Below are 16,226 nucleotides of genomic sequence, written 5' to 3'. Positions count from 1 at the left end.
CCGGCGCACCACCGGCGGGCCGACGGGCATGGTGACGGCGACCATTGAGCCCGCCTCCCGGTGATCGTCCGGGCGGTGCCGCCCGCCCGCGCCTCCCACACCCGGGCGGCTCTCCCGGGTACCGTTCACCGGGTCATGCCCACGATCACCGACAAACCGGATCCGGCTCGGCCCCGCCCGGTCCTGAGCACCATCAGCCTTCTGTCACCGTTCCTGCTGATCGCCCTGGCGGCGGCCGCCGACTCCGAGACCCCGGCCGGTCAGCGCTACGACCGCTTCGTGGTGGCCGCGCCCGCGCTCGCCGCCGCCAGCTGGGGCCCGCTGGGGACGCTGATGATCGGCCTCCTCGCAGTCCTGACCGAAGTGGTGCTGGCCCTGATCCGGGACCACAGCGTCGGCGCGTCCGCCGCCTCGGTCATCGCCGCGACCGTCACCGTCACCCTGGCGGCCGCGTACACCGCCGGGCAGCGGGTGCACCGCGAACGCGACCTCGCGATGGTCCGCTCGGTGGCGCAGACCGCCCAGGAGGTGGTGCTGCGCCCGCTGCCGGACCGGATCAACGGCGTCGACCTCGACCTCTACTACAACGCGGCCGCCGAACAGGCCCAGATCGGCGGCGACTTCTACGAGGCGGTCCGCACCCCGTTCGGGGTCCGGATCATCCTCGGCGACGTCCAGGGCAAGGGCCTGCCGGCGGTGGAGATGGCGGCGGCCCTGCTCGGCTCGTTCCGCGAGGCCGCCTACGACTCCAAGGACCTGCCGGCGCTCGCCAGCCGCCTGGAGACCGGCCTGAGCCGGTACGCCGAACGGGCCTCGTCCCCGGACGCCGCCGAACGCTTCGCCACCGCCGTCCTGCTGGAGATCCCCGACGACCGCCCCGAGGCCCGCCTGCTCAACTGCGGCCACCCGCCGCCCGGTCTCATCCAGCCCCACGGCGTGCGACTCCTGGAACCCGACCTGCCGCTGCCCCCGCTCAACCTCTCCGCGCTGGTCGCCTCCGACTACCGCACCCAGACCGTCCCCTTCGGCCCCGGCGACCGCGTCCTCCTCTACACCGACGGCGTCTCCGAGACCCGCGACCGCACCGGCGAGTTCTACCCCCTCACCGACCGCCTCGCCCGCTGGACCGCCGAATCCTCCCCGAGCCTCCTCGACAGCCTCCGCCGGGACCTCCGCCACTACGCCGGCGGCCCCGCCGACGACGACGTGGCCGCCCTCCTCGCCACCCGCCACGTTCCTGCGGACGACCGGCCCTCGAACTGACGCACCGTCGGGGCCGCTGCGGCGGTGACGGGCCGGGCAACCGCGGTCTGACAGCGGGTCGGACACTCGGCGGACACCGGTGGGCAGCGACGACGGCGCAGCGGGCCGGCCCCGCGCCACCCCGGGTTGACGTTCCCTCAGTGCGGCCAGTGGCGCTGACCGGGCAGGTGACCGAGCGGTAACCTCGGGGGCCGTTGCCGTCGACGAAGGAGCCTCCGGTGCCCGAAGACCGTTCCGTGCCGCCGTTGCGGATCGCCGTGTTCGGCGCGGGCAGCATCGGCTGCCGCCTCGGCGGCGCGCTCGCCTCCGTCGCCGACGTGACGCTGATCGGCCGTCCGGCCGCGATGGCCGAACTCGACCGCACCGGCCTGACGTTGACCGGACCGGGCACCCGCCGGCTGCACGCCCGGCCCGCCACCGCCACGGACGCCGCGGCTGCGGCCGGCGCCGACTACGTCCTGGTCACCGTCAAGTCCGCGGACACCGCCGAGGCGGCCCGCGAGCTCGCCCCGCACCTGGACGACCGCACCACCGTGATCAGCTTCCAGAACGGCCTGCACAACGCCCGCCTGCTCGCCGCCGCCCTCCCCGGCCGCCGGGTCCTGGCCGGCATGGTCCCGTACAACGTGGTCCGCACCGGCCCGGCCGCCTTCCACCAGGGCACCGACGGCCGCCTGATGCTCGAACACACCGTCACCCCCGAACAGCCGCCCGCTGCGCACTCCCCCTCCGCCGAGTGTTTCGCCGAGACCGCGCGGGCCGCCGGCCTCCCGGTGGAGCTGCGTGGAGACATGCCGCAGGTGCAGGCGGCCAAGCTGCTGATGAACCTCAACAACGCGGTCAACGCGCTGTCCGGTCGGCCGCTGCGTGAGCAGCTCGGTTCCCGGCCGTACCGGCTGGTGCTGGCGCGGTGCCAGCGGGAGGGGCTGGCCGCGTTGCGGGCGGCGGGCTTGGCGCCGGCGCGTCTCGGGCCGGCGCCGGCGGGGTGGATGCCCGCGGTGCTGAGGTTGCCGGACCTGCTGTTCCGGCAGCTCGCGGCGGCCAGTCTGCGGGTGGATGCGCAGGCCCGGTCGTCGATGTGGGAGGACCTGCAGCGTGGTCGCCGTACCGAGGTGGACGAGCTCCAGGGCGAGGTGCTCGCTCTCGCCGCGCGGCACGGGCTGGCCGCGCCCGCGAACCGGCGGCTGCTGGAGTTGGTCCGGGCCGCCGAGTCCGCGCCGACCCCGCCGTCCTGGTCGGGTCCGGAGCTGCTGGCCGCACTCGACGATCAGGAGGTCTGATCACCCGGCTGTCGCATCGTCACATTGCTGGTGTCGACCCGGCCGATCTGCAGGGCGATGCCGTGCACGTCGCCGCTGATCTCGTTGTGGATCGTGGTCACTTCGACCCGCCGCCCGTCGCCCTGCGGAGCGATCTCGTCCAGCAGGGCGCGCAGTTCGGCGACGGCGGTCGGGTCTTCGCGCAGCACGGTGAGCAGTCGGTGCTCCCAGTCCTGCCGGACGGTCTCGCGGATCTCCGGCCGGCCGTTCTCCTCGGCGTCCAGCACCTCGGCGTAGGCGAGCTCGATGCGGGCGGCCTCCACCCGGCTCTCCCGGCCGCGGGTGAGCAGCCGCCCGACCCGGTCCCGGACCTGTCCCCAGAGATCGGTGGCCACTGCCCCGACCAGTGCTGTCGCGCCAGAGGCCGCCAGTTCGGCCAGTTCCGTCCCCACCATGTCGGTGCCGCCCCTCGTCGTCCGTGTGCCGCCGGCCTCTACCCTAGTGACCCGCACCGACCGCCGTACGCTACTTGCCCGACCGGCCGCTCGGCCGCTCACGGAAGCTGACGCCATGACTTCGCAGTGGACCACCCACGGTGTCGAGCTGCTCCCCGACACCGTCCGCAAGCGCTTCCGCCCGGACGCCGACGGCGACCCGGCCCGCGAGTGGCTGGCCCTCACCCTGCTCGACCGGCACGCGCCGGGCCTCGCGCCCCGCCCGCTGTCCCTGGTCGGACGGACCGTCGTCATGACCAGGCTGCCCGGCGTCCCGTTGCGCGGGGCCGAGTTGACGCTCACTCAACTGGACGCCCTGGCCCGCGCGACCGACCGCCTGCTGCGCGCAGTCCCGCCCGGGGCGGCGGCCGTTCTTCCGGAGCGGCGCTGGTACGTCCGCGACTCGGTGGCCGCGATCCGCCGCCGCGCGGTGCAGCCCTCGATGCCGGCGCTGGCGGCCGGCGTGCGCTGGCTGGCGGGCGCGGAGGCGGGGCTGTTGGCAGGCGCCGCGACGGCGGTGCCGGTGCTCGGGCAGGCCGACGGCAACCTCGCCAACTTCCTGTGGGACGGCGCGGACGTGCGGCTGGTCGACTTCGAGGACTCGGGGCGCAGCGACCGCCCGTACGAGCTGGCCGAGCTGGTCGAGCACCTCTCCGCCTGGGTGGACACCGACCTGAACGCGGCGGCGTTCCTGGCCCGCTTCGCGCTGTCCCCCGCCGAGCGGGCCCGCCTGCTGGAGTGCCGGCGCCTGTTCGCCCTGCTGTGGCTGGTGTTCCTGTCCACCGACCCGGCGACGGAGGCCCGCAACCCGCCCGGCACCACGGCCCGCCAGGCGGACCGGCTGCTGGCCCTGCTCGACGCCGCCGTCCGGTGATCGCGGCCCTCGCCGCCGACGCGCCGGGTGTCAGAACTGCAGCGCCCAGCGGTCGAGGTAGCCCTCGAAGTACTCCGATCCGCCGGTCACCTGCAGCCGCCACACCCCGTTCGCGATCCTGGCGGAGGCGTCCACGCCGTAGAGCCGGTGGACGTCGTTGAACGGGCCGCTGAAGTCGGCGTCCTTGAGGCGGTAGGTGGTGCCGTCGGGTGCGATCAGATCGATGACCAGGTCGTACGGCCAGTCGTGGACGATGTCGACGGCGACGTCGAGGTTGGCCGGGCCGCGCCCGGCCACCCCGGTGACGGTGATGGCGGACAGGAGCGGTGCCTCCTCGACGGGGGTGTCCGTGTCGTTGGTGAACCGCGGACCGGGCGGCCGGTTCGGGATGGTGCCGGTGTACAGCAGCCGGTCCGGGGTGCCCGGTTCCAGCGCGCCGACGGATCCGCTGGTGGCCGCCGAGGTCAGCGCGGTGGAGACCTGGGCGGGTGTCGCGGTGCGGTGGTCCGCCAGGTAGAGCGCGGCGGCGCCCGCGGCGTGCGGCGAGGCCATCGAGGTGCCCGACATGACGTCGGAGTCCTCGTCGTAGGCGATCCCGGCCGAGGTGATCTCGTCGCCGGGCGCGTGCAGGTCCACCAACGGGCCGTAGTTGGAGTACCAGGCGACGTCGTCCTCGAGGTCGGTGGCACCCACTGTGATGGCGGACGCCACCCGGGCAGGGGAGTGCTGCGAGGCGTCGAGGCCCTGGTTTCCGGCCGCGACCGTGTACGTCAGACCGGAGGCGATCGAGTTGCGCACGGCGGTGTCGAGCACCTCGTCGGGGTCGCCGCCCAGACTCATGTTGACGACGGCGGGCTTGACCGCGTGGGAGGTCACCCAGTCGACGCCCGCGACGACCTGCTCGATCGTGCCGCTCCCGCCGTCGTCCAGCACGCGGACGGCAACCACCGAGGCCTGCTTGGCCACCCCGTACGTCGCGCCCACCGCGGTGGCGGCCACGTGGGTGCCGTGCCCGTGGCCGTCGTCGGCCACGGCGTCCCCGTCGACGGCGTCGAACCCGTACGAGGCCCGGCCGCCGAAATCCTCGTGGCTGATCCGGATGCCGGTGTCGACGATGTACACCGTCACCCCCTTCCCGCCGCCGGCCGGGTAGTCGAAGCGGTCGGTCAGCGGCGGGCGCCGCTGGTCTATCCGGTCCAGCCCCCAGGAGGGCGGCCCCGCCTGGCTCCCGTCCGCCGAGACCCGGTGGTTCTGCGACACCAGCGCGACCGCCGGATCGGCCGCGAGCCGCCGCGCCTGACGCTCCGGGAGCCGCACCGAGAACCCGCGCAGCGCCGTGTCGTAGGTCCGCCCCACCACGCCGCCGTAACGGGCGGCCAGTGAAGCCCCCAGCGGTGCGACCGCCTCCGCCGTCGCCCCCGCCTTCTGCGGAGCGAGCACCACCAGGTAGCTCCCGGCGATCGCCCCCGGCGTCCCGGCCCCCTGCACCACCCCCTCCGGAGCGCTCGCCACCGCCGGCACCGCGCTCCCCGCCCCCAGCAACAGGGCCGCCACCCCCGCGGCCACCCCCCGGAAGACCTTCCGCCGTACAGCCATCTCCGTCCCCCCGTCCCCCCATGGGCGCGCGGCTCACCGCACCACCCCGGTCCATCAACTCGCCTTTGCCAAAATAAGGTTGACGCTAAATCAGAAACCTGACAAGCATGAAAAACGCGCGCCGTCGCCCATCCGTCATCCGACGTAGGAACGGCGCTTCGGCCGGTGCTCTCCGCTTCTGGATGATCTCCGGGCGGGCGACGCGGCAGCCGCGGGGAACGAAGCTGCCTAGGCCAGGGTCTTCTTCAGTACGGTCGAGCTGTGACGGACCGTCATGCCGGCCTTCAGGTAGAGGTCGAGCGCGCCGGTCGCGGAGTGCGTCCAGAGGGTGCAGCTGCGCAGGCCGGCGGTGCGGCAGGCGTGGAAGGTGTGGCGCAGCAGGTGGCGGGCGATGCCGCGGTGGCGGTGGCCGGCGTGGACGGCGACGGTCTCCACGTAGCCCTCGCCGGTGTCGGGGAGGTCGAGGGCGAGGGCCGCGCCGACCAGGTGGCCGTCGGCGAAGGCGAGCGGGGAGCGGTCGGCGGCGAAGGTGGGGCGGCGCACGGTGTTCGCGGCCCATTCGTCGAAGTCCTTGCGGCGCTGCTGCCATTCGTCGAAGGCGTCCTCGGTGAGCCGGTGCGCGGCCTGCTCGTCGGCCGGGTCACCGGCCCGGAAGGGGCGGACGGTGAGGCCTTCGGGGGCGGGCGGCAGGTCGGCGGGCAGGTCGGCGAGGTCGATGGCGAGCAGCCAGCTGGTGACGTCGGGGCGGAAGCCGTGGGCCGTCAGCAGTGCGGTGGCGGCCGGGTCGCGGTCGGGCACGATCTGGGCGAGTTCGGCGGTGCCGCGTTCGCGGGCGCGCTGTTCGATCCAGCGCAGCAGGGCGGTGCCGAGGCCCTGGCCGCGGTGTTCGGGGTGTACGTCGGCGTCGGTGCGCCGGTCCGTCCACGCCCAGCCGACGAGTCGGCCGTCGCCGGTGTGCACCAGCAGGGTGTCGGCGGCGGGGTCGAGCCCGGGGCGGGCCAGGACGGCGGCGAGCGCGCCGGCGTCGGTGGTGGCGGTGCCGTCGAGCGCGCGCTCGCAGGTGTTGACCAGGTGCTGGACGGCGGGGAGGTCGGTGTCCGGGTCGATCGGCCGTGCGGTGCAGCCGGCGGGCAGTTCGGCCTGCGCCATGGAGCGGGCTCCTTCGGTGGGGGCGACGGGGTGTCAGCCGTGGCTGGTGCGCAGCAGTTCGGGCAGCTGCCGCATGTCGGAGAACAGTACGGTGCCGGGGCCGGTGAGCGCGTCCGCGCCGGTGGGGCCGCCGGTGTAGCCGAAGCACCGCATCCCGGCGGCGCGGGCGGCGCGGGTGCCGGGGCCGCTGTCCTCGACGACGGCGCACACCTCGGGGGCGAAGCCCATCCGCTGCGCGGCGTGCAGGAACAGGTCGGGTGCGGGCTTCCCGCGGGCCACCTCGGTGGCGCTGAAGATCCGCCCCTCGAAGCGCTCGTACAGGCCGGTCCGGCCGAGGGTGTGCCGCATCTTCTCGTGCGTTCCGCTGGATGCCACGCAGTGCGGCAGGCCGGCTGCGGCGACCTCGGCGAGTGCCTCCACGATGCCGTCCACCGGCTCCAGTTCGGTGTCGACCAGCTCCCGGTGCCGCTGTTCGAACCGCTGCTCCCAGGCGGCGGCGGTGCTCTCGCCGAGCCGTTCGGCGACCACCTGCCGGCCGGCGGCGTGCGAGCGTCCGATGAAGTGCCGCACCACCTCGTCCTCGGTGAGCGGCCAGCCGAGCTGCGCGCCGACCTCGCGTTGGACGCGGACCGCGATCCGTTCGCTGTCCACCAGGACGCCGTCGCAGTCGAAGATCACCAGCTCGACGGGCTTGCTCGATTCGATCATCCGTTCAGCATATCCATCGCGCCCGAACCCTCCGCTCGGCGACGGAAATTGAGTTGCCGTCGGACTCCGCCGTGGATCACGATCACCGCATGGACTTTTAGCGGATGCCACGCAGTTATCAGCCGACCTGTCGCGCGGTCGACCTCGCCGCCCTCTGCCGGGCCCCGGGGCCACGACTCGCGCCCTCGTGTGCACCCGCCGAACCGCGGGGGCCCGGTCCGGCCTGCGCGCCGGCCGGTGAGCGCTCCCGCCCAGTCCTGAAAGCCATCACACCTTCATGCATACCTCCCGCAAGGCCCGGTGGGCCGTGCGCCAGTTCGCCCTGCCCGCCGTCGTCCGCCCCTGCCCGGACTGCCCGAGCACCCGGCACCGCCCCTCCGGCAGGATCCGGGTCAACGCGAGCGGCAAACTGCTCGACCTCTGGCTGCTGCTGAGCTGCGCCGGCTGCGACCGCACCTCGAAGGTCCCCGTCCACGAACGTGTCCACGTCTCGGCGCTGGAGCCGTCCCGGCTGGTGTCGTACGAGACCAACGACCCGGCCGTGGTACGGGAGCTGACGATCAGTGCCTCGCTGGCCGCGAAGAACGGCTACCGCCTCGACTGGTCCGTCACCTGGGAGTCGGACGCCCGCACCCCGCTGTACGCGCTCGGCTCCCCCGCCCCGCTGCGGATCCGGGTCGCCTTCGACCTGCCCGCGCCGATCCGGGTGGAGCGGCTGCTGATGATCGGGCTCGGCCTCAGCCGGCCCCGGGTGCGGCGCCTGACGGCCGACGGCCTGATCGTGCTGCCACCGGGCCTGGGCGCCAAGGCGCACCGGGACTTCGAGTTCACCGTCCACCGTCCCGCCGCGCCGTCCGCCCCCGCGACCGAGCTGCCCACCGCCCGGTGGCCGCACGCGGAGCCCATCGGGGCGTAGCGGCGCGTCGTCGGCACGGCCTCCCGGCACGGCGCAGCGTCGCCGCGGCCCGGGAGGCCGTGCCCGCCCCCTCCAGCCGACTGCCCGACTGTCCGAACTGCCCGACTGGCTGACTGGCTGACTGCCCGACTCCTCGTGCTCAGCCCAGCGTCAGCCAGGTGATCCCGGCCCGCGCCACCTCCGCCCGCTCCGCCGCATCCAGCTCGGCCCGGCCGGTCGCCTTGCGCAGCAGCGTCGCCCGGTCCCAGCCGAGCGCCGCCCGCACCGACGCGCCGTCGACGTCCGTCAGCAGCAGTTCCTCCAGCACGTCGGAGGCCTGGTCCGTCAGCCAGGCCGGGCGGTCGAGCGCATCGGCCAGGTCCAGGCCGTGCACGGCCGACTCCACCACCCGGGTGATCATGAACTCGGTGAGCAGCATCGGATCGCCGTGCCTGGTCCGCACCACGCGGGCCTCGGTCTCCCCCTCGAACCGGGCCGCCACCGCCTGCCAGGTCCGCTCGAACGCGGCGACCGGGTCGCTGTCGCCGCCCGCCGTGTCACGGGCGAGCGCGATCCGCGCCCGGTTCGTGGCCGCGTCGAACCGCTCGTCGGGCCGGTAGTACCCCACCGCCGTCACCTCCGCCCGCTCGGGCTCGGGCTCGGCCAGCATCGCCTCCACCCGCCCGACCGCGACCCGGACGTGCGCCAGCAGCTCGACCACCGTCCACGGCTCGCAGCGCGTGGGCCGTGCCCACTCCGCCGCGCCCAGCCCGGCCAACGCCGCCCCGAGCGCCCCGGCCTCGGCCCGGAACGCCTGCTCCACCAGTTTCTTCCGCATGTCCACGCACGCTACCGGCGGACCGTCGCCCGCTCCCCGCCGGGGCGGCCGGCCATGACGGACCGTCAGTCCTCAGGTCCGGGTCGGCGTGCGGACGGCCAGCACGGCCATGTCGTCGTGACCGTCGCCGGGGTGCAGGTCGGCGAGGGTCCGAACGAGTTCGTCGAGCGGCAGGTCGGCGTGCGCGGCGACGAGCGCGGCGAGGGCGTCGAGGCCCTCGTCGATGTCGCGGTCGGGGCGTTCGACCAGGCCGTCGGTGAAGAACAGCACGGTGGCTCCGCCGGGCAGCGGATGGCTGTGGTCGGGCCGGGGGACGTCGGGGTCGACGCCGATCGGGATGCCGGGCTCGCCCTCCAGGTACCAGGTCCGCCCGTCGGGGTCGAGGACCAGCGGCGGCAGGTGCCCGGCGGTGCTCCAGTGGACCGTCCAGCCGTCCCCGTCGGCGGGTTCGATCCGCGCCAGGCAGGCGGTGGTGACCGGCAGGTCGGTGATGTCCTGGACGGTGCGGTCGAGTTGGCTCAGCACCGAACTGGGCGGGCTGCGGCGGTCGTACAGCAGGGCGCGCAGCATGTTGCGGGCCTGGGCCATCGCGGCCGCGGCGTTCAGGTCGTGGCCGACCACGTCGCCGATGACAGCCGCGCAGGCCCGGTCCGGCAGGATCACGGCGTCGTACCAGTCCCCGCCGACTCCGGCGGGGTCGGCGGCGGTGCGGTACACGGCGGCGCCGGTGAACGGCGACAGGTCGGGCAGGGTGGGCAGCAGCAGCCGCTGGAACTGCGCGGCGCTGTCCCGCATGTACCCGAACAGGCGGGCGTTCTCGATGGCGATGCCGGCCGCGCCAGCGAGCGCCTGCACCACCGCCTCGTCGGCCTGGTCGAACGGCAGTCCGTCCCGGCGCTCCGACAGGTACAGGTCGCCGTAGATCTTGCCCCGGACGGTGATCGCGACGCCCAGCAGGGTGCGCATCGGCGGGTGCCCGGGCGGGAAGCCCACCGACGCCGGATGCGCGCCGATGTCCATCACCCGCAGCGGCTCCGGGTGATGGATCAGGTGGCCGAGGACCCCGCGGCCGCGCGGGAAGTCGATGCCCGCCAGCGCCGCCCGTTCCTCCGGCGACAGCCCCGCGGTGACGAACTGCTCCAGCCGGTCCCCGGACGGGGCGAGGATGCCGAGCGCCCCGTACCGCGCTCCGGCCAGTTCCATCGCCGTCGTGACGATCCGGTGCAGCACCGCCGGCAGGTCCAGGTCGCCGCTGATGGCCAGCACCGCCGACAGCAGCCCCTGCAGCCGGTCCCGCGCTCCGGCCAGCACCCGCAGCTGGGCCGCAATGTCGTCCGCCTGCTCGGGCGTCGGCGTCACCTCGTTCACCGCTCCCACGGTACGCACCGCAGCACCGTCCGGTCCGGGCAACACGTGGATCGACCGCTGCCGGAAATTCCCGCGACGCACGGTGCGCGGCCGCGGCACACTGCGGCGGTGAACGATTCAGCTGTCGCCGCCGCCATCGACGAGCACGTGCGCGCCTTCAACGACCGCGACGTCGACGCGCTCATGGCCGGCTTCACCGACGACGCGGTCTGGATCACCGGCACGACGGTCGTCCGCGGCCGCGCCGCCCTGGCGGAGCTGTTCGCCGCCGCCATGGCCGACCTGCTGCCGACCTTGACGGTGCAGAACCTCCTGGTGGGCGGCGACCGCGCGGCCTGCCAGCTGGTCGAGACGCTGCGTGTCGACGGCGAGCGGCGGGTCTGCTCCGTCGCGGGCTTCTACCGGCTGCGCGACGGCCGCATCGCCTCGGCGAAGATCTACCGCGAGGGCAGCGCCGAGGTGGAGTGACGCCTGCGGCCCGGCCCGCCCGGCCCGCCCGGCCCGCCCGGCCCGCCCCCCGGCCGGTCCGCTCCGGTTCGGTCCGCTCCGGTGAGGGACCGACGTCAGAGGCCCTGAAGGACGCGGTCGAGTGCCGACCTGCCGACGGGCCCCCAGTTCGACTTGCCACCGGGCAGGCCGAGGTCCCCGTTCCGGCCCATCGACATCAGGAACAGGCTCTTCATCGCGGCCAGCCCGCGTGCTCGCCGCACCGCCGCCCCGTCCGCCTGCGCGTAGCTGTCGAAGAACCGTGCGGCGCCGCCCGCGGGGAGCAGCAGCCAGGCGGCCGCCAGGTCCCATGCCGGGTCGCCGGCGAAGAGCGCGCCGAAGTCGACGACACCCGCCAGGGTCCCGTCCGCGACGACGACGTTCGCGGGGTGCAGGTCGCCGTGCACCCACACCGGCGGGCCCTCCCATCCCGGCGCCGCCACCGCCTCGCCCCACACCGCACGGATCTCGTCGACCAGGTCGGCGGGGGCGGCGGCTTGGAGGAAGTGCTCGAAGCCGCCCGTGCAGTCCTTCGGGTGGGCGCCGAAGTCGCCGGCGGGCGGCGCGTCGGCGGGCGCCGCCACGTGCAGGGCCCGGAGGAAGGCCGCCAGTGTCTCGGCCGCGTGGTCGTCGCGGGTGATCACGCCGTGGTCCAGCGGCGTGCCCTCGACCCAGGTCATGACGGTCCAGATCTTGGGAAAGGCTTCGGACGGCGCGCCGTCCCGCACGGGGACCGGAATCGGCAGCGGCAGCCGCGCGGCCAGCATCGGCAGCCACCGGCGTTCCTTGAGCTGCGGCTCGGGTCCGGTGTCCATCCGTTGCATCCGCAGGGCCAACTCGGGCCCGAGACGCCACATCTGATTGCCCCAGCCACCCGCCACCTCACGGACGGGCAGCTCGGCCAGGTCCGGATGCTGGTCCCGCAGCAGCGCGCGGACCAGGTCCTCGCCGATTTCGCTCTCGGATTCGGTCATGCCGAGTCACAGTAGCCGACGCAGCCGGAGGCCTCCGGGCTGATGCCCCGTCAGAGCTCCCAGGACCGCGGCCGGTCCTGGGCCTCCCATTCGGGGCGGAGCAGGGAGAGCATCGCGAGGTCGTAGCGCCGCCCGCGGTGGAGGCAGGCGGCGCGCCGGACGCCCTCGTGGGTGAAGCCGGCGCGGGCGAGGACGCCGAGCGCGAGGGCGTTGTCGGTGTGCGGGAGCGCTTCGAGGCGGTGCAGCGGGAGTTCGCCGAACGCCAGGTCGGTCAGGGCGTGCAGGGCGGCCTGCCTGTAGCCGCGGCCGCGATGGTCCGGGTCGACGAGGAGGCGGACAGCGGCGGCGCCGTCGGACATGTTCTGATCCGTCAGGAAGGCGGCGCCGACCGGGGTTTCGTCCGAGGCCAGGATCAGGAAGCCGTCCTGGTCGGAGTCCTCGATGTCGCTCTCGATCCGCTCGCGGATCGCCGACAGCGGTCGCGGCCAGTGGCCCGACTCGTGCGCCGTCACGGGCTCGGACCACCAGGCGTGCAGCAACTCCGCGTCGTCCACGTCGATCGGTGCGAGGGTGAGGGCGGGAAGGACGTGCTCGACGGTCATGGGGCGGATGCCAGCCGCACTCCCCCCGTCATTCATCCGAATTACTGCCCGTCGCCCCTGCCGCGCCCGTAGGCTGCCGGCCATGACGGAGCCCCTCGACTTCGGCGCCGGCCTGCGGCGTCTGCTGGACCGCCGCGCCCTCGACGTCCCCTCTCTCGCCGACCGCGCGGGGCTGTCGACGTCGGACCTCCGGGCGCTGCTCGCCGGCGCGTCCCCGGACGCGGGCCTGCTCCGTCCGCTGGCCGGCGCGCTGGGGCTGCACGCGGTCGACCTGTTCGTCCTCGCCGGGGTGTCCGTCCCGGACGAGCTGACGGCGTGCGACCCTGCCGCCGGGCGCTCGGCTTCGCACATCGTGCAGGACGGGGTCCACCTCCCGGCCGCCGAACGGCACCAACTCCTGCAGCACATACGGTCGTTGCCTCAGCAGGACCGCCCTGCGGACACCCGGCCGACGCAGTTCGGCGCCGAGTCGGACAGCCCGGGCGGACGGGTGATCCGGATGTTCCGCCACCGGAACCTCTCGCTGCCCGGCCTGGCCCACGTGCTCGCGGTGCTGACGCCCTCCTATCTGGCGGCGAGCACCTACGGCCTGATCGGCCGCGGAGAGGCGGAGCTGACGCCCCGGCTGGTCCTCGACTTCGCCGCACTGCTGGGCATCGACGCCCAGGACCTGTCCGCACTGACCGGTGTCGCGCTGCCCGAGCCGCCTCCGGCGGCGGCGCCGGAGGCCGTGGACGCCGCGGCGCTGTTGTGGGAGGCCCGCCGGCTGTCCGCCGCCCAGGCGCGGCAGGTCGCGGAATCGGCCCGGGCCATGCGGCCGGAGCCCCGCAACCACTACTACCTCAACGTGTCGGGAGCGTGACGCCCCGCACCGCTACGGCAGCGCGAAGCGCCACATGTCGCGCGGTTCGCCGCCGACCTCCTGGTGCGCGGGCACCAGCGTCTCGCGCCGGTAGCCGGCCCGTTCGGCGGTGCGCAGCGAGCCGGTGTTCCACGGTTCCACGTACAACTCGACTCGCGGGACGGCCAGTTCGCCGAACGCCCAGGCGGTGACGGCGTTCAGCCCGGCGAGCGCGACACCCCGGCCCCGGTGGCCGCCGGCCACCCAGTAGCCGGCGGTGGCGCAGCCGCGCAGCGGCAGTTCGCCGACCCACAGGCCGACGTTGCCGACGGCCCGCCCGGCGGGGTCCTCGATGACGAACGGGTAGCCGGTGCCGATCTCGGTGCGCCGCCACTGCCGGTGCACGAACGCGTCGGCCTCCGCATCGGAGTACGGGGCGGGCACGGTGGTGATCAGCGGGATGTACGGGTCGGTGGCGGCCTCCCGCAGCAGTTCCCGGTCCGTCGGCTCCCAGCGTCGCAGCCGGAATCCGTTCTCCGCCGCGATCTCCGGCACCGTCCTGGGCATCTCCACCCGCCCATCCTGCTCCACCCGCCGCGCCGACGGCCAGTCAGGGCCCGGGCTCCCGGCCCACCGCGGGTTCGAGCAGCGCCAACGTCCGCCGCTGCGCGTCGAGTCCGACGCGGACGCCGACCGGCATCGGCAGGTTGGGGCCGGCGTGCCCGATGTCGACGTTGCCCAGGACGGGGATGTCGCGGTCGCCGAGGACGTCGAGGACGATCTCGCGCAGCGTCGGGGACGCGCCGGGTTCGAGTCCGGCGATCTCGCGCGGCACGCCCACGACCATGCCGGCGATCCGGTCGAGGATGCCGGAGTGCCGCATCACCTGCAGGTAGCTCCACACGTACGAGGCGTGGCCGCCCATCTCCTCCCAGAACAGCACCGCGCCGTCGAACCGTTCGAGCGGCAGCGCGAAGGGCGTCGCCTGCGCCAGCACGATTCGGTTGATCACCCCGCCGATCAGCCGCCCTTCCGCCCGTCCGGGGCGCCAGCACTCCCACCCCGGGCTCGTGGGCAGCGCGCCGATCGCCTCGGTGCTGGTCAGCAACGCGCCGTACAGCCTTTCGAGTTCCGCCTGCCGCGCCGCGGGCGCGGACCGCCAGTGTCCGCCGAAGCCGGGGACGGCCATGTCGGCGTGGAACCCGACCAGGCCGGTGCGCGCGTGCAGCACCAGGTGCAGCAGGGAGATGTCGCTGTAGCCGAGGATCGGCTTGGGGTCGGCCCGGATCGCCTCGACGTCGATCAGGTCGAGGTAGCCGAGCGCCGTCTGGCCGCCGTCGCTCGCGACGATCGCGCGCACCTCGGGGTCGCGCAGCAGGCCGTTGAGCTCCGCGGCGATCTCCGCCGGCGCGGCCGCGCTCCACCAGTGGCGGCGTCCCACTTCGAGCAGCGGCGCCCGGCGCACCCGGAACCCCATCCGCTCGAACACCGCCACCGTCCGCGCCACGTGCGGCTCGTACCCGGCCGACAGCGGACCGGACAGCGCGGCGATGACGACGAGGTCTCCGGGCCGCAGGGCACGCGGGCGGAGCGGGCGGGGCGACGCGGCGGCGGTCATGGCGTCAGTGTCCCGGGCGCCGTCTCCGGAAGCACCCGGATTTCACCGACCGCCGGGGCGGTGGCCCGCCCGGCGCTCGACCGCGTGAGTCCGGCTGTCAGGTTCTCGGGTGACGTCTCGTCAGGCAGGCGTAGGGTGCGAGACCGATCCACCCGTGAACGAACACCTGGGGGTACCGCCATGGCCGAACCGCTGTTGGACATCCTGGCCCGTTACCGGCGGGCGATGCTCGATCTGGACGCCGATGCGCTGGCCGAGCTCTACGCGCCGGACGGCGTCCACGAGTTCCCGTTCCGATTCCCCCGTTTTCCGGCTCGGTACGAGGGGCGGGAGGCGATCCGGGCGGGGTACCGGGCGGCGTGGTCCGCGACTCCGGCGCGGCCGACGGAGATCGAGGAGACCGCCGTGCACCGGTCGACCGATCCGGAGGTGCTGGTGGTCGAACAGCAGGTGCGGGGTGAAATCGCCGGTGGACACGGCGAGTTCGCGATCGCGGGGCTGCTGGTGATCCGGGTCCGCGACGGTCTGATCATCCACGCCCGCGACTACATGGACGGCCTCGCCGTCTCCGGCGGGTTCACCGACCGGTAGCCGTCGGGTCCGGGCCGACGGCCCGTCGGGTCGCCGGCCCGGACAGGGCACGACTCGTCAGCCCAGTGCGACCTCGCCGACCCGTACGGCGCGCAGCGCGCGTTCGATCGTCTCCTGCTGTTCGCCGACGGGGGCGACGTAGCCGAGGACGTCGCGGGCGGCGTTCTCCCCGAGCGCGCGGGTGACGACCCAGGTGGCGAGGTACTGGGACGCCAGGCAGCCGCCCGCCGTGGCGATGTTCCCCTCGGCGTGGAACGGCGTGTCGAGCACCGTCACGCCGCGGGCCTCGACGAAGGGCCGGCTGGTGAGATCCGTGCAGGCGGGCATGCCGTCCAGCAGGCCGAGCCGGGCGAGCACCAGGGCGCCCGAGCACTGCGCGCCGATCAGCTGTCGTGCGGGGTCGAGCGGCAGCCGCGAGATCAGCCGGTCGTCGGCGACCACGTCGCGGGTCTTCACCCCGCTGCCGATCAGCACCACGTCGGCCTCGGTCACGAACTCCATCGGGCGCTGCCCGGTCACCTCCACCCCGTTCATCGAGGTGACCACGGGGGTGGGCGTGGTGAGGAAGGCCTCCAGGCCGTCCTTGCGACAGCGGTTGATCAACGCGGAGGCGATGAAACTGTCGAGTTCGTTGAAACCGTCGAAGGTGACCACGGCTACCTGCATCACA

At 74.3% G+C, this 16,226-nt stretch carries 18 protein-coding genes; 7 read left to right on the top strand and 11 right to left on the bottom strand.

All coding sequences use genetic code 11. The features are described from left to right. The first annotated feature begins 135 nt into the window (after positions 1 to 135). On the top strand, positions 136 to 1,263 hold the full coding sequence (locus ACI1MP_RS36400) for a PP2C family protein-serine/threonine phosphatase (RefSeq protein ID WP_380337571.1): 1,128 nt from the start codon (positions 136 to 138) through the stop codon (positions 1,261 to 1,263). A gap of 218 nt (positions 1,264 to 1,481) precedes the next feature. After that, complete coding sequence (locus ACI1MP_RS36395) at positions 1,482 to 2,543, top strand: 2-dehydropantoate 2-reductase (protein ID WP_380337568.1); 1,062 nt, start codon at positions 1,482 to 1,484, stop codon at positions 2,541 to 2,543. Here the strand turns inward: ACI1MP_RS36395 and ACI1MP_RS36390 are convergent. Further along, on the bottom strand, positions 2,531 to 2,977 hold the full coding sequence (locus ACI1MP_RS36390) for a hypothetical protein (protein WP_100588439.1): 447 nt from the start codon (positions 2,975 to 2,977) through the stop codon (positions 2,531 to 2,533). The genes ACI1MP_RS36395 and ACI1MP_RS36390 overlap by 13 nt on opposite strands. A 115-nt stretch (positions 2,978 to 3,092) precedes the next feature. Here ACI1MP_RS36390 and ACI1MP_RS36385 point away from each other — a divergent pair, with 115 nt between their 5' ends. Then, on the top strand, positions 3,093 to 3,890 hold the full coding sequence (locus ACI1MP_RS36385) for a phosphotransferase (protein WP_404870641.1): 798 nt from the start codon (positions 3,093 to 3,095) through the stop codon (positions 3,888 to 3,890). Between the two features lie 30 nt (positions 3,891 to 3,920). Here ACI1MP_RS36385 and ACI1MP_RS36380 read toward each other — a convergent pair whose 3' ends face one another. From ACI1MP_RS36380 to ACI1MP_RS36370, 3 genes are all read right to left on the bottom strand, one after another. Continuing rightward, positions 3,921 to 5,486 carry a S8 family peptidase gene (locus ACI1MP_RS36380; RefSeq protein ID WP_404870640.1) on the bottom strand — a complete coding sequence of 522 codons (1,566 nt, stop codon included), beginning with the start codon at positions 5,484 to 5,486 and terminating at the stop codon, positions 3,921 to 3,923. A gap of 228 nt (positions 5,487 to 5,714) precedes the next feature. Then, complete coding sequence (locus tag ACI1MP_RS36375) at positions 5,715 to 6,635, bottom strand: GNAT family N-acetyltransferase (RefSeq protein WP_404870639.1); 921 nt, start codon at positions 6,633 to 6,635, stop codon at positions 5,715 to 5,717. 33 nt (positions 6,636 to 6,668) lie between these two features. Next, a complete protein-coding gene (locus ACI1MP_RS36370; protein WP_404870638.1) occupies positions 6,669 to 7,343 on the bottom strand; it encodes an HAD family hydrolase in 675 nt (224 codons plus the stop codon). A 277-nt stretch (positions 7,344 to 7,620) separates the two neighbouring features. Between ACI1MP_RS36370 and ACI1MP_RS36365 the strand changes: the two genes are divergently transcribed. Next, positions 7,621 to 8,259: a DUF1062 domain-containing protein gene (locus ACI1MP_RS36365; RefSeq protein WP_404870637.1), complete on the top strand. Its 639-nt coding sequence runs from the start codon at positions 7,621 to 7,623 to the stop codon at positions 8,257 to 8,259. A gap of 139 nt (positions 8,260 to 8,398) precedes the next feature. On the opposite strand, the gene ACI1MP_RS36360 is transcribed toward ACI1MP_RS36365, so the two are convergent. Continuing rightward, on the bottom strand, positions 8,399 to 9,076 hold the full coding sequence (locus tag ACI1MP_RS36360; protein WP_404870636.1) for a maleylpyruvate isomerase N-terminal domain-containing protein: 678 nt from the start codon (positions 9,074 to 9,076) through the stop codon (positions 8,399 to 8,401). A 72-nt stretch (positions 9,077 to 9,148) separates the two neighbouring features. Beyond that, entirely contained in the window at positions 9,149 to 10,444 is a 1,296-nt protein-coding gene (locus ACI1MP_RS36355) for a PP2C family protein-serine/threonine phosphatase (protein WP_404870635.1), read from the bottom strand. 108 nt (positions 10,445 to 10,552) lie between these two features. Between ACI1MP_RS36355 and ACI1MP_RS36350 the strand changes: the two genes are divergently transcribed. After that, a complete protein-coding gene (locus tag ACI1MP_RS36350) occupies positions 10,553 to 10,912 on the top strand; it encodes a nuclear transport factor 2 family protein (protein WP_404870634.1) in 360 nt (119 codons plus the stop codon). A 95-nt stretch (positions 10,913 to 11,007) separates the two neighbouring features. Here ACI1MP_RS36350 and ACI1MP_RS36345 read toward each other — a convergent pair whose 3' ends face one another. Both ACI1MP_RS36345 and ACI1MP_RS36340 read right to left on the bottom strand, forming a co-directional pair. Continuing rightward, on the bottom strand, positions 11,008 to 11,904 hold the full coding sequence (locus ACI1MP_RS36345; protein ID WP_404870633.1) for a phosphotransferase: 897 nt from the start codon (positions 11,902 to 11,904) through the stop codon (positions 11,008 to 11,010). 50 nt (positions 11,905 to 11,954) lie between these two features. After that, positions 11,955 to 12,506: a GNAT family N-acetyltransferase gene (locus ACI1MP_RS36340; RefSeq protein WP_404870632.1), complete on the bottom strand. Its 552-nt coding sequence runs from the start codon at positions 12,504 to 12,506 to the stop codon at positions 11,955 to 11,957. An 82-nt stretch (positions 12,507 to 12,588) separates the two neighbouring features. Between ACI1MP_RS36340 and ACI1MP_RS36335 the strand changes: the two genes are divergently transcribed. Next, positions 12,589 to 13,368 carry a hypothetical protein gene (locus tag ACI1MP_RS36335; protein WP_404870631.1) on the top strand — a complete coding sequence of 260 codons (780 nt, stop codon included), beginning with the start codon at positions 12,589 to 12,591 and terminating at the stop codon, positions 13,366 to 13,368. A 12-nt stretch (positions 13,369 to 13,380) separates the two neighbouring features. Here ACI1MP_RS36335 and ACI1MP_RS36330 read toward each other — a convergent pair whose 3' ends face one another. Next, on the bottom strand, positions 13,381 to 13,914 hold the full coding sequence (locus tag ACI1MP_RS36330; protein WP_380337868.1) for a GNAT family N-acetyltransferase: 534 nt from the start codon (positions 13,912 to 13,914) through the stop codon (positions 13,381 to 13,383). A 43-nt stretch (positions 13,915 to 13,957) separates the two neighbouring features. After that, positions 13,958 to 14,965, bottom strand: coding sequence for an LD-carboxypeptidase (locus tag ACI1MP_RS36325; RefSeq protein WP_404870630.1), 1,008 nt, complete (start codon positions 14,963 to 14,965; stop codon positions 13,958 to 13,960). Positions 14,966 to 15,145: 180 nt separating this feature from the next. Between ACI1MP_RS36325 and ACI1MP_RS36320 the strand changes: the two genes are divergently transcribed. Next, positions 15,146 to 15,556, top strand: coding sequence for a nuclear transport factor 2 family protein (locus ACI1MP_RS36320; protein WP_404870629.1), 411 nt, complete (start codon positions 15,146 to 15,148; stop codon positions 15,554 to 15,556). A gap of 57 nt (positions 15,557 to 15,613) precedes the next feature. Here the strand turns inward: ACI1MP_RS36320 and ACI1MP_RS36315 are convergent, their stop codons facing one another. Then, complete coding sequence (locus ACI1MP_RS36315) at positions 15,614 to 16,222, bottom strand: DJ-1/PfpI family protein (RefSeq protein ID WP_380337531.1); 609 nt, start codon at positions 16,220 to 16,222, stop codon at positions 15,614 to 15,616. Between the last annotated feature and the right edge of the window lie 4 nt (positions 16,223 to 16,226).

Origin of the sequence: Kitasatospora griseola (assembly GCF_044999035.1) — a bacterium.
Lineage (GTDB): Bacteria > Actinomycetota > Actinomycetes > Streptomycetales > Streptomycetaceae > Kitasatospora > Kitasatospora griseola.
This window is presented reverse-complemented; position numbering and strand designations above follow the sequence as displayed.

Bases quoted from the DNA above. Each gene is read 5' to 3' on its own strand.
- ACI1MP_RS36400 (WP_380337571.1), top strand. From the start codon at position 136: ATGCCCACGATCACCGACAAACCGGATCCGGCTCGGCCCCGCCCGGTC.
- ACI1MP_RS36390 (WP_100588439.1), bottom strand. From the start codon at position 2,977: ATGGTGGGGACGGAACTGGCCGAACTGGCGGCCTCTGGCGCGACAGCA.
- ACI1MP_RS36385 (WP_404870641.1), top strand. From the start codon at position 3,093: ATGACTTCGCAGTGGACCACCCACGGTGTCGAGCTGCTCCCCGACACC.
- ACI1MP_RS36380 (WP_404870640.1), bottom strand. From the start codon at position 5,486: ATGGCTGTACGGCGGAAGGTCTTCCGGGGGGTGGCCGCGGGGGTGGCG.
- ACI1MP_RS36375 (WP_404870639.1), bottom strand. From the start codon at position 6,635: ATGGCGCAGGCCGAACTGCCCGCCGGCTGCACCGCACGGCCGATCGAC.
- ACI1MP_RS36370 (WP_404870638.1), bottom strand. From the start codon at position 7,343: ATGATCGAATCGAGCAAGCCCGTCGAGCTGGTGATCTTCGACTGCGAC.
- ACI1MP_RS36365 (WP_404870637.1), top strand. From the start codon at position 7,621: ATGCATACCTCCCGCAAGGCCCGGTGGGCCGTGCGCCAGTTCGCCCTG.
- ACI1MP_RS36360 (WP_404870636.1), bottom strand. From the start codon at position 9,076: ATGCGGAAGAAACTGGTGGAGCAGGCGTTCCGGGCCGAGGCCGGGGCG.
- ACI1MP_RS36345 (WP_404870633.1), bottom strand. From the start codon at position 11,904: ATGACCGAATCCGAGAGCGAAATCGGCGAGGACCTGGTCCGCGCGCTG.
- ACI1MP_RS36340 (WP_404870632.1), bottom strand. From the start codon at position 12,506: ATGACCGTCGAGCACGTCCTTCCCGCCCTCACCCTCGCACCGATCGAC.
- ACI1MP_RS36335 (WP_404870631.1), top strand. From the start codon at position 12,589: ATGACGGAGCCCCTCGACTTCGGCGCCGGCCTGCGGCGTCTGCTGGAC.
- ACI1MP_RS36330 (WP_380337868.1), bottom strand. From the start codon at position 13,914: ATGCCCAGGACGGTGCCGGAGATCGCGGCGGAGAACGGATTCCGGCTG.
- ACI1MP_RS36325 (WP_404870630.1), bottom strand. From the start codon at position 14,965: ATGACCGCCGCCGCGTCGCCCCGCCCGCTCCGCCCGCGTGCCCTGCGG.
- ACI1MP_RS36320 (WP_404870629.1), top strand. From the start codon at position 15,146: ATGGCCGAACCGCTGTTGGACATCCTGGCCCGTTACCGGCGGGCGATG.
- ACI1MP_RS36315 (WP_380337531.1), bottom strand. From the start codon at position 16,222: ATGCAGGTAGCCGTGGTCACCTTCGACGGTTTCAACGAACTCGACAGT.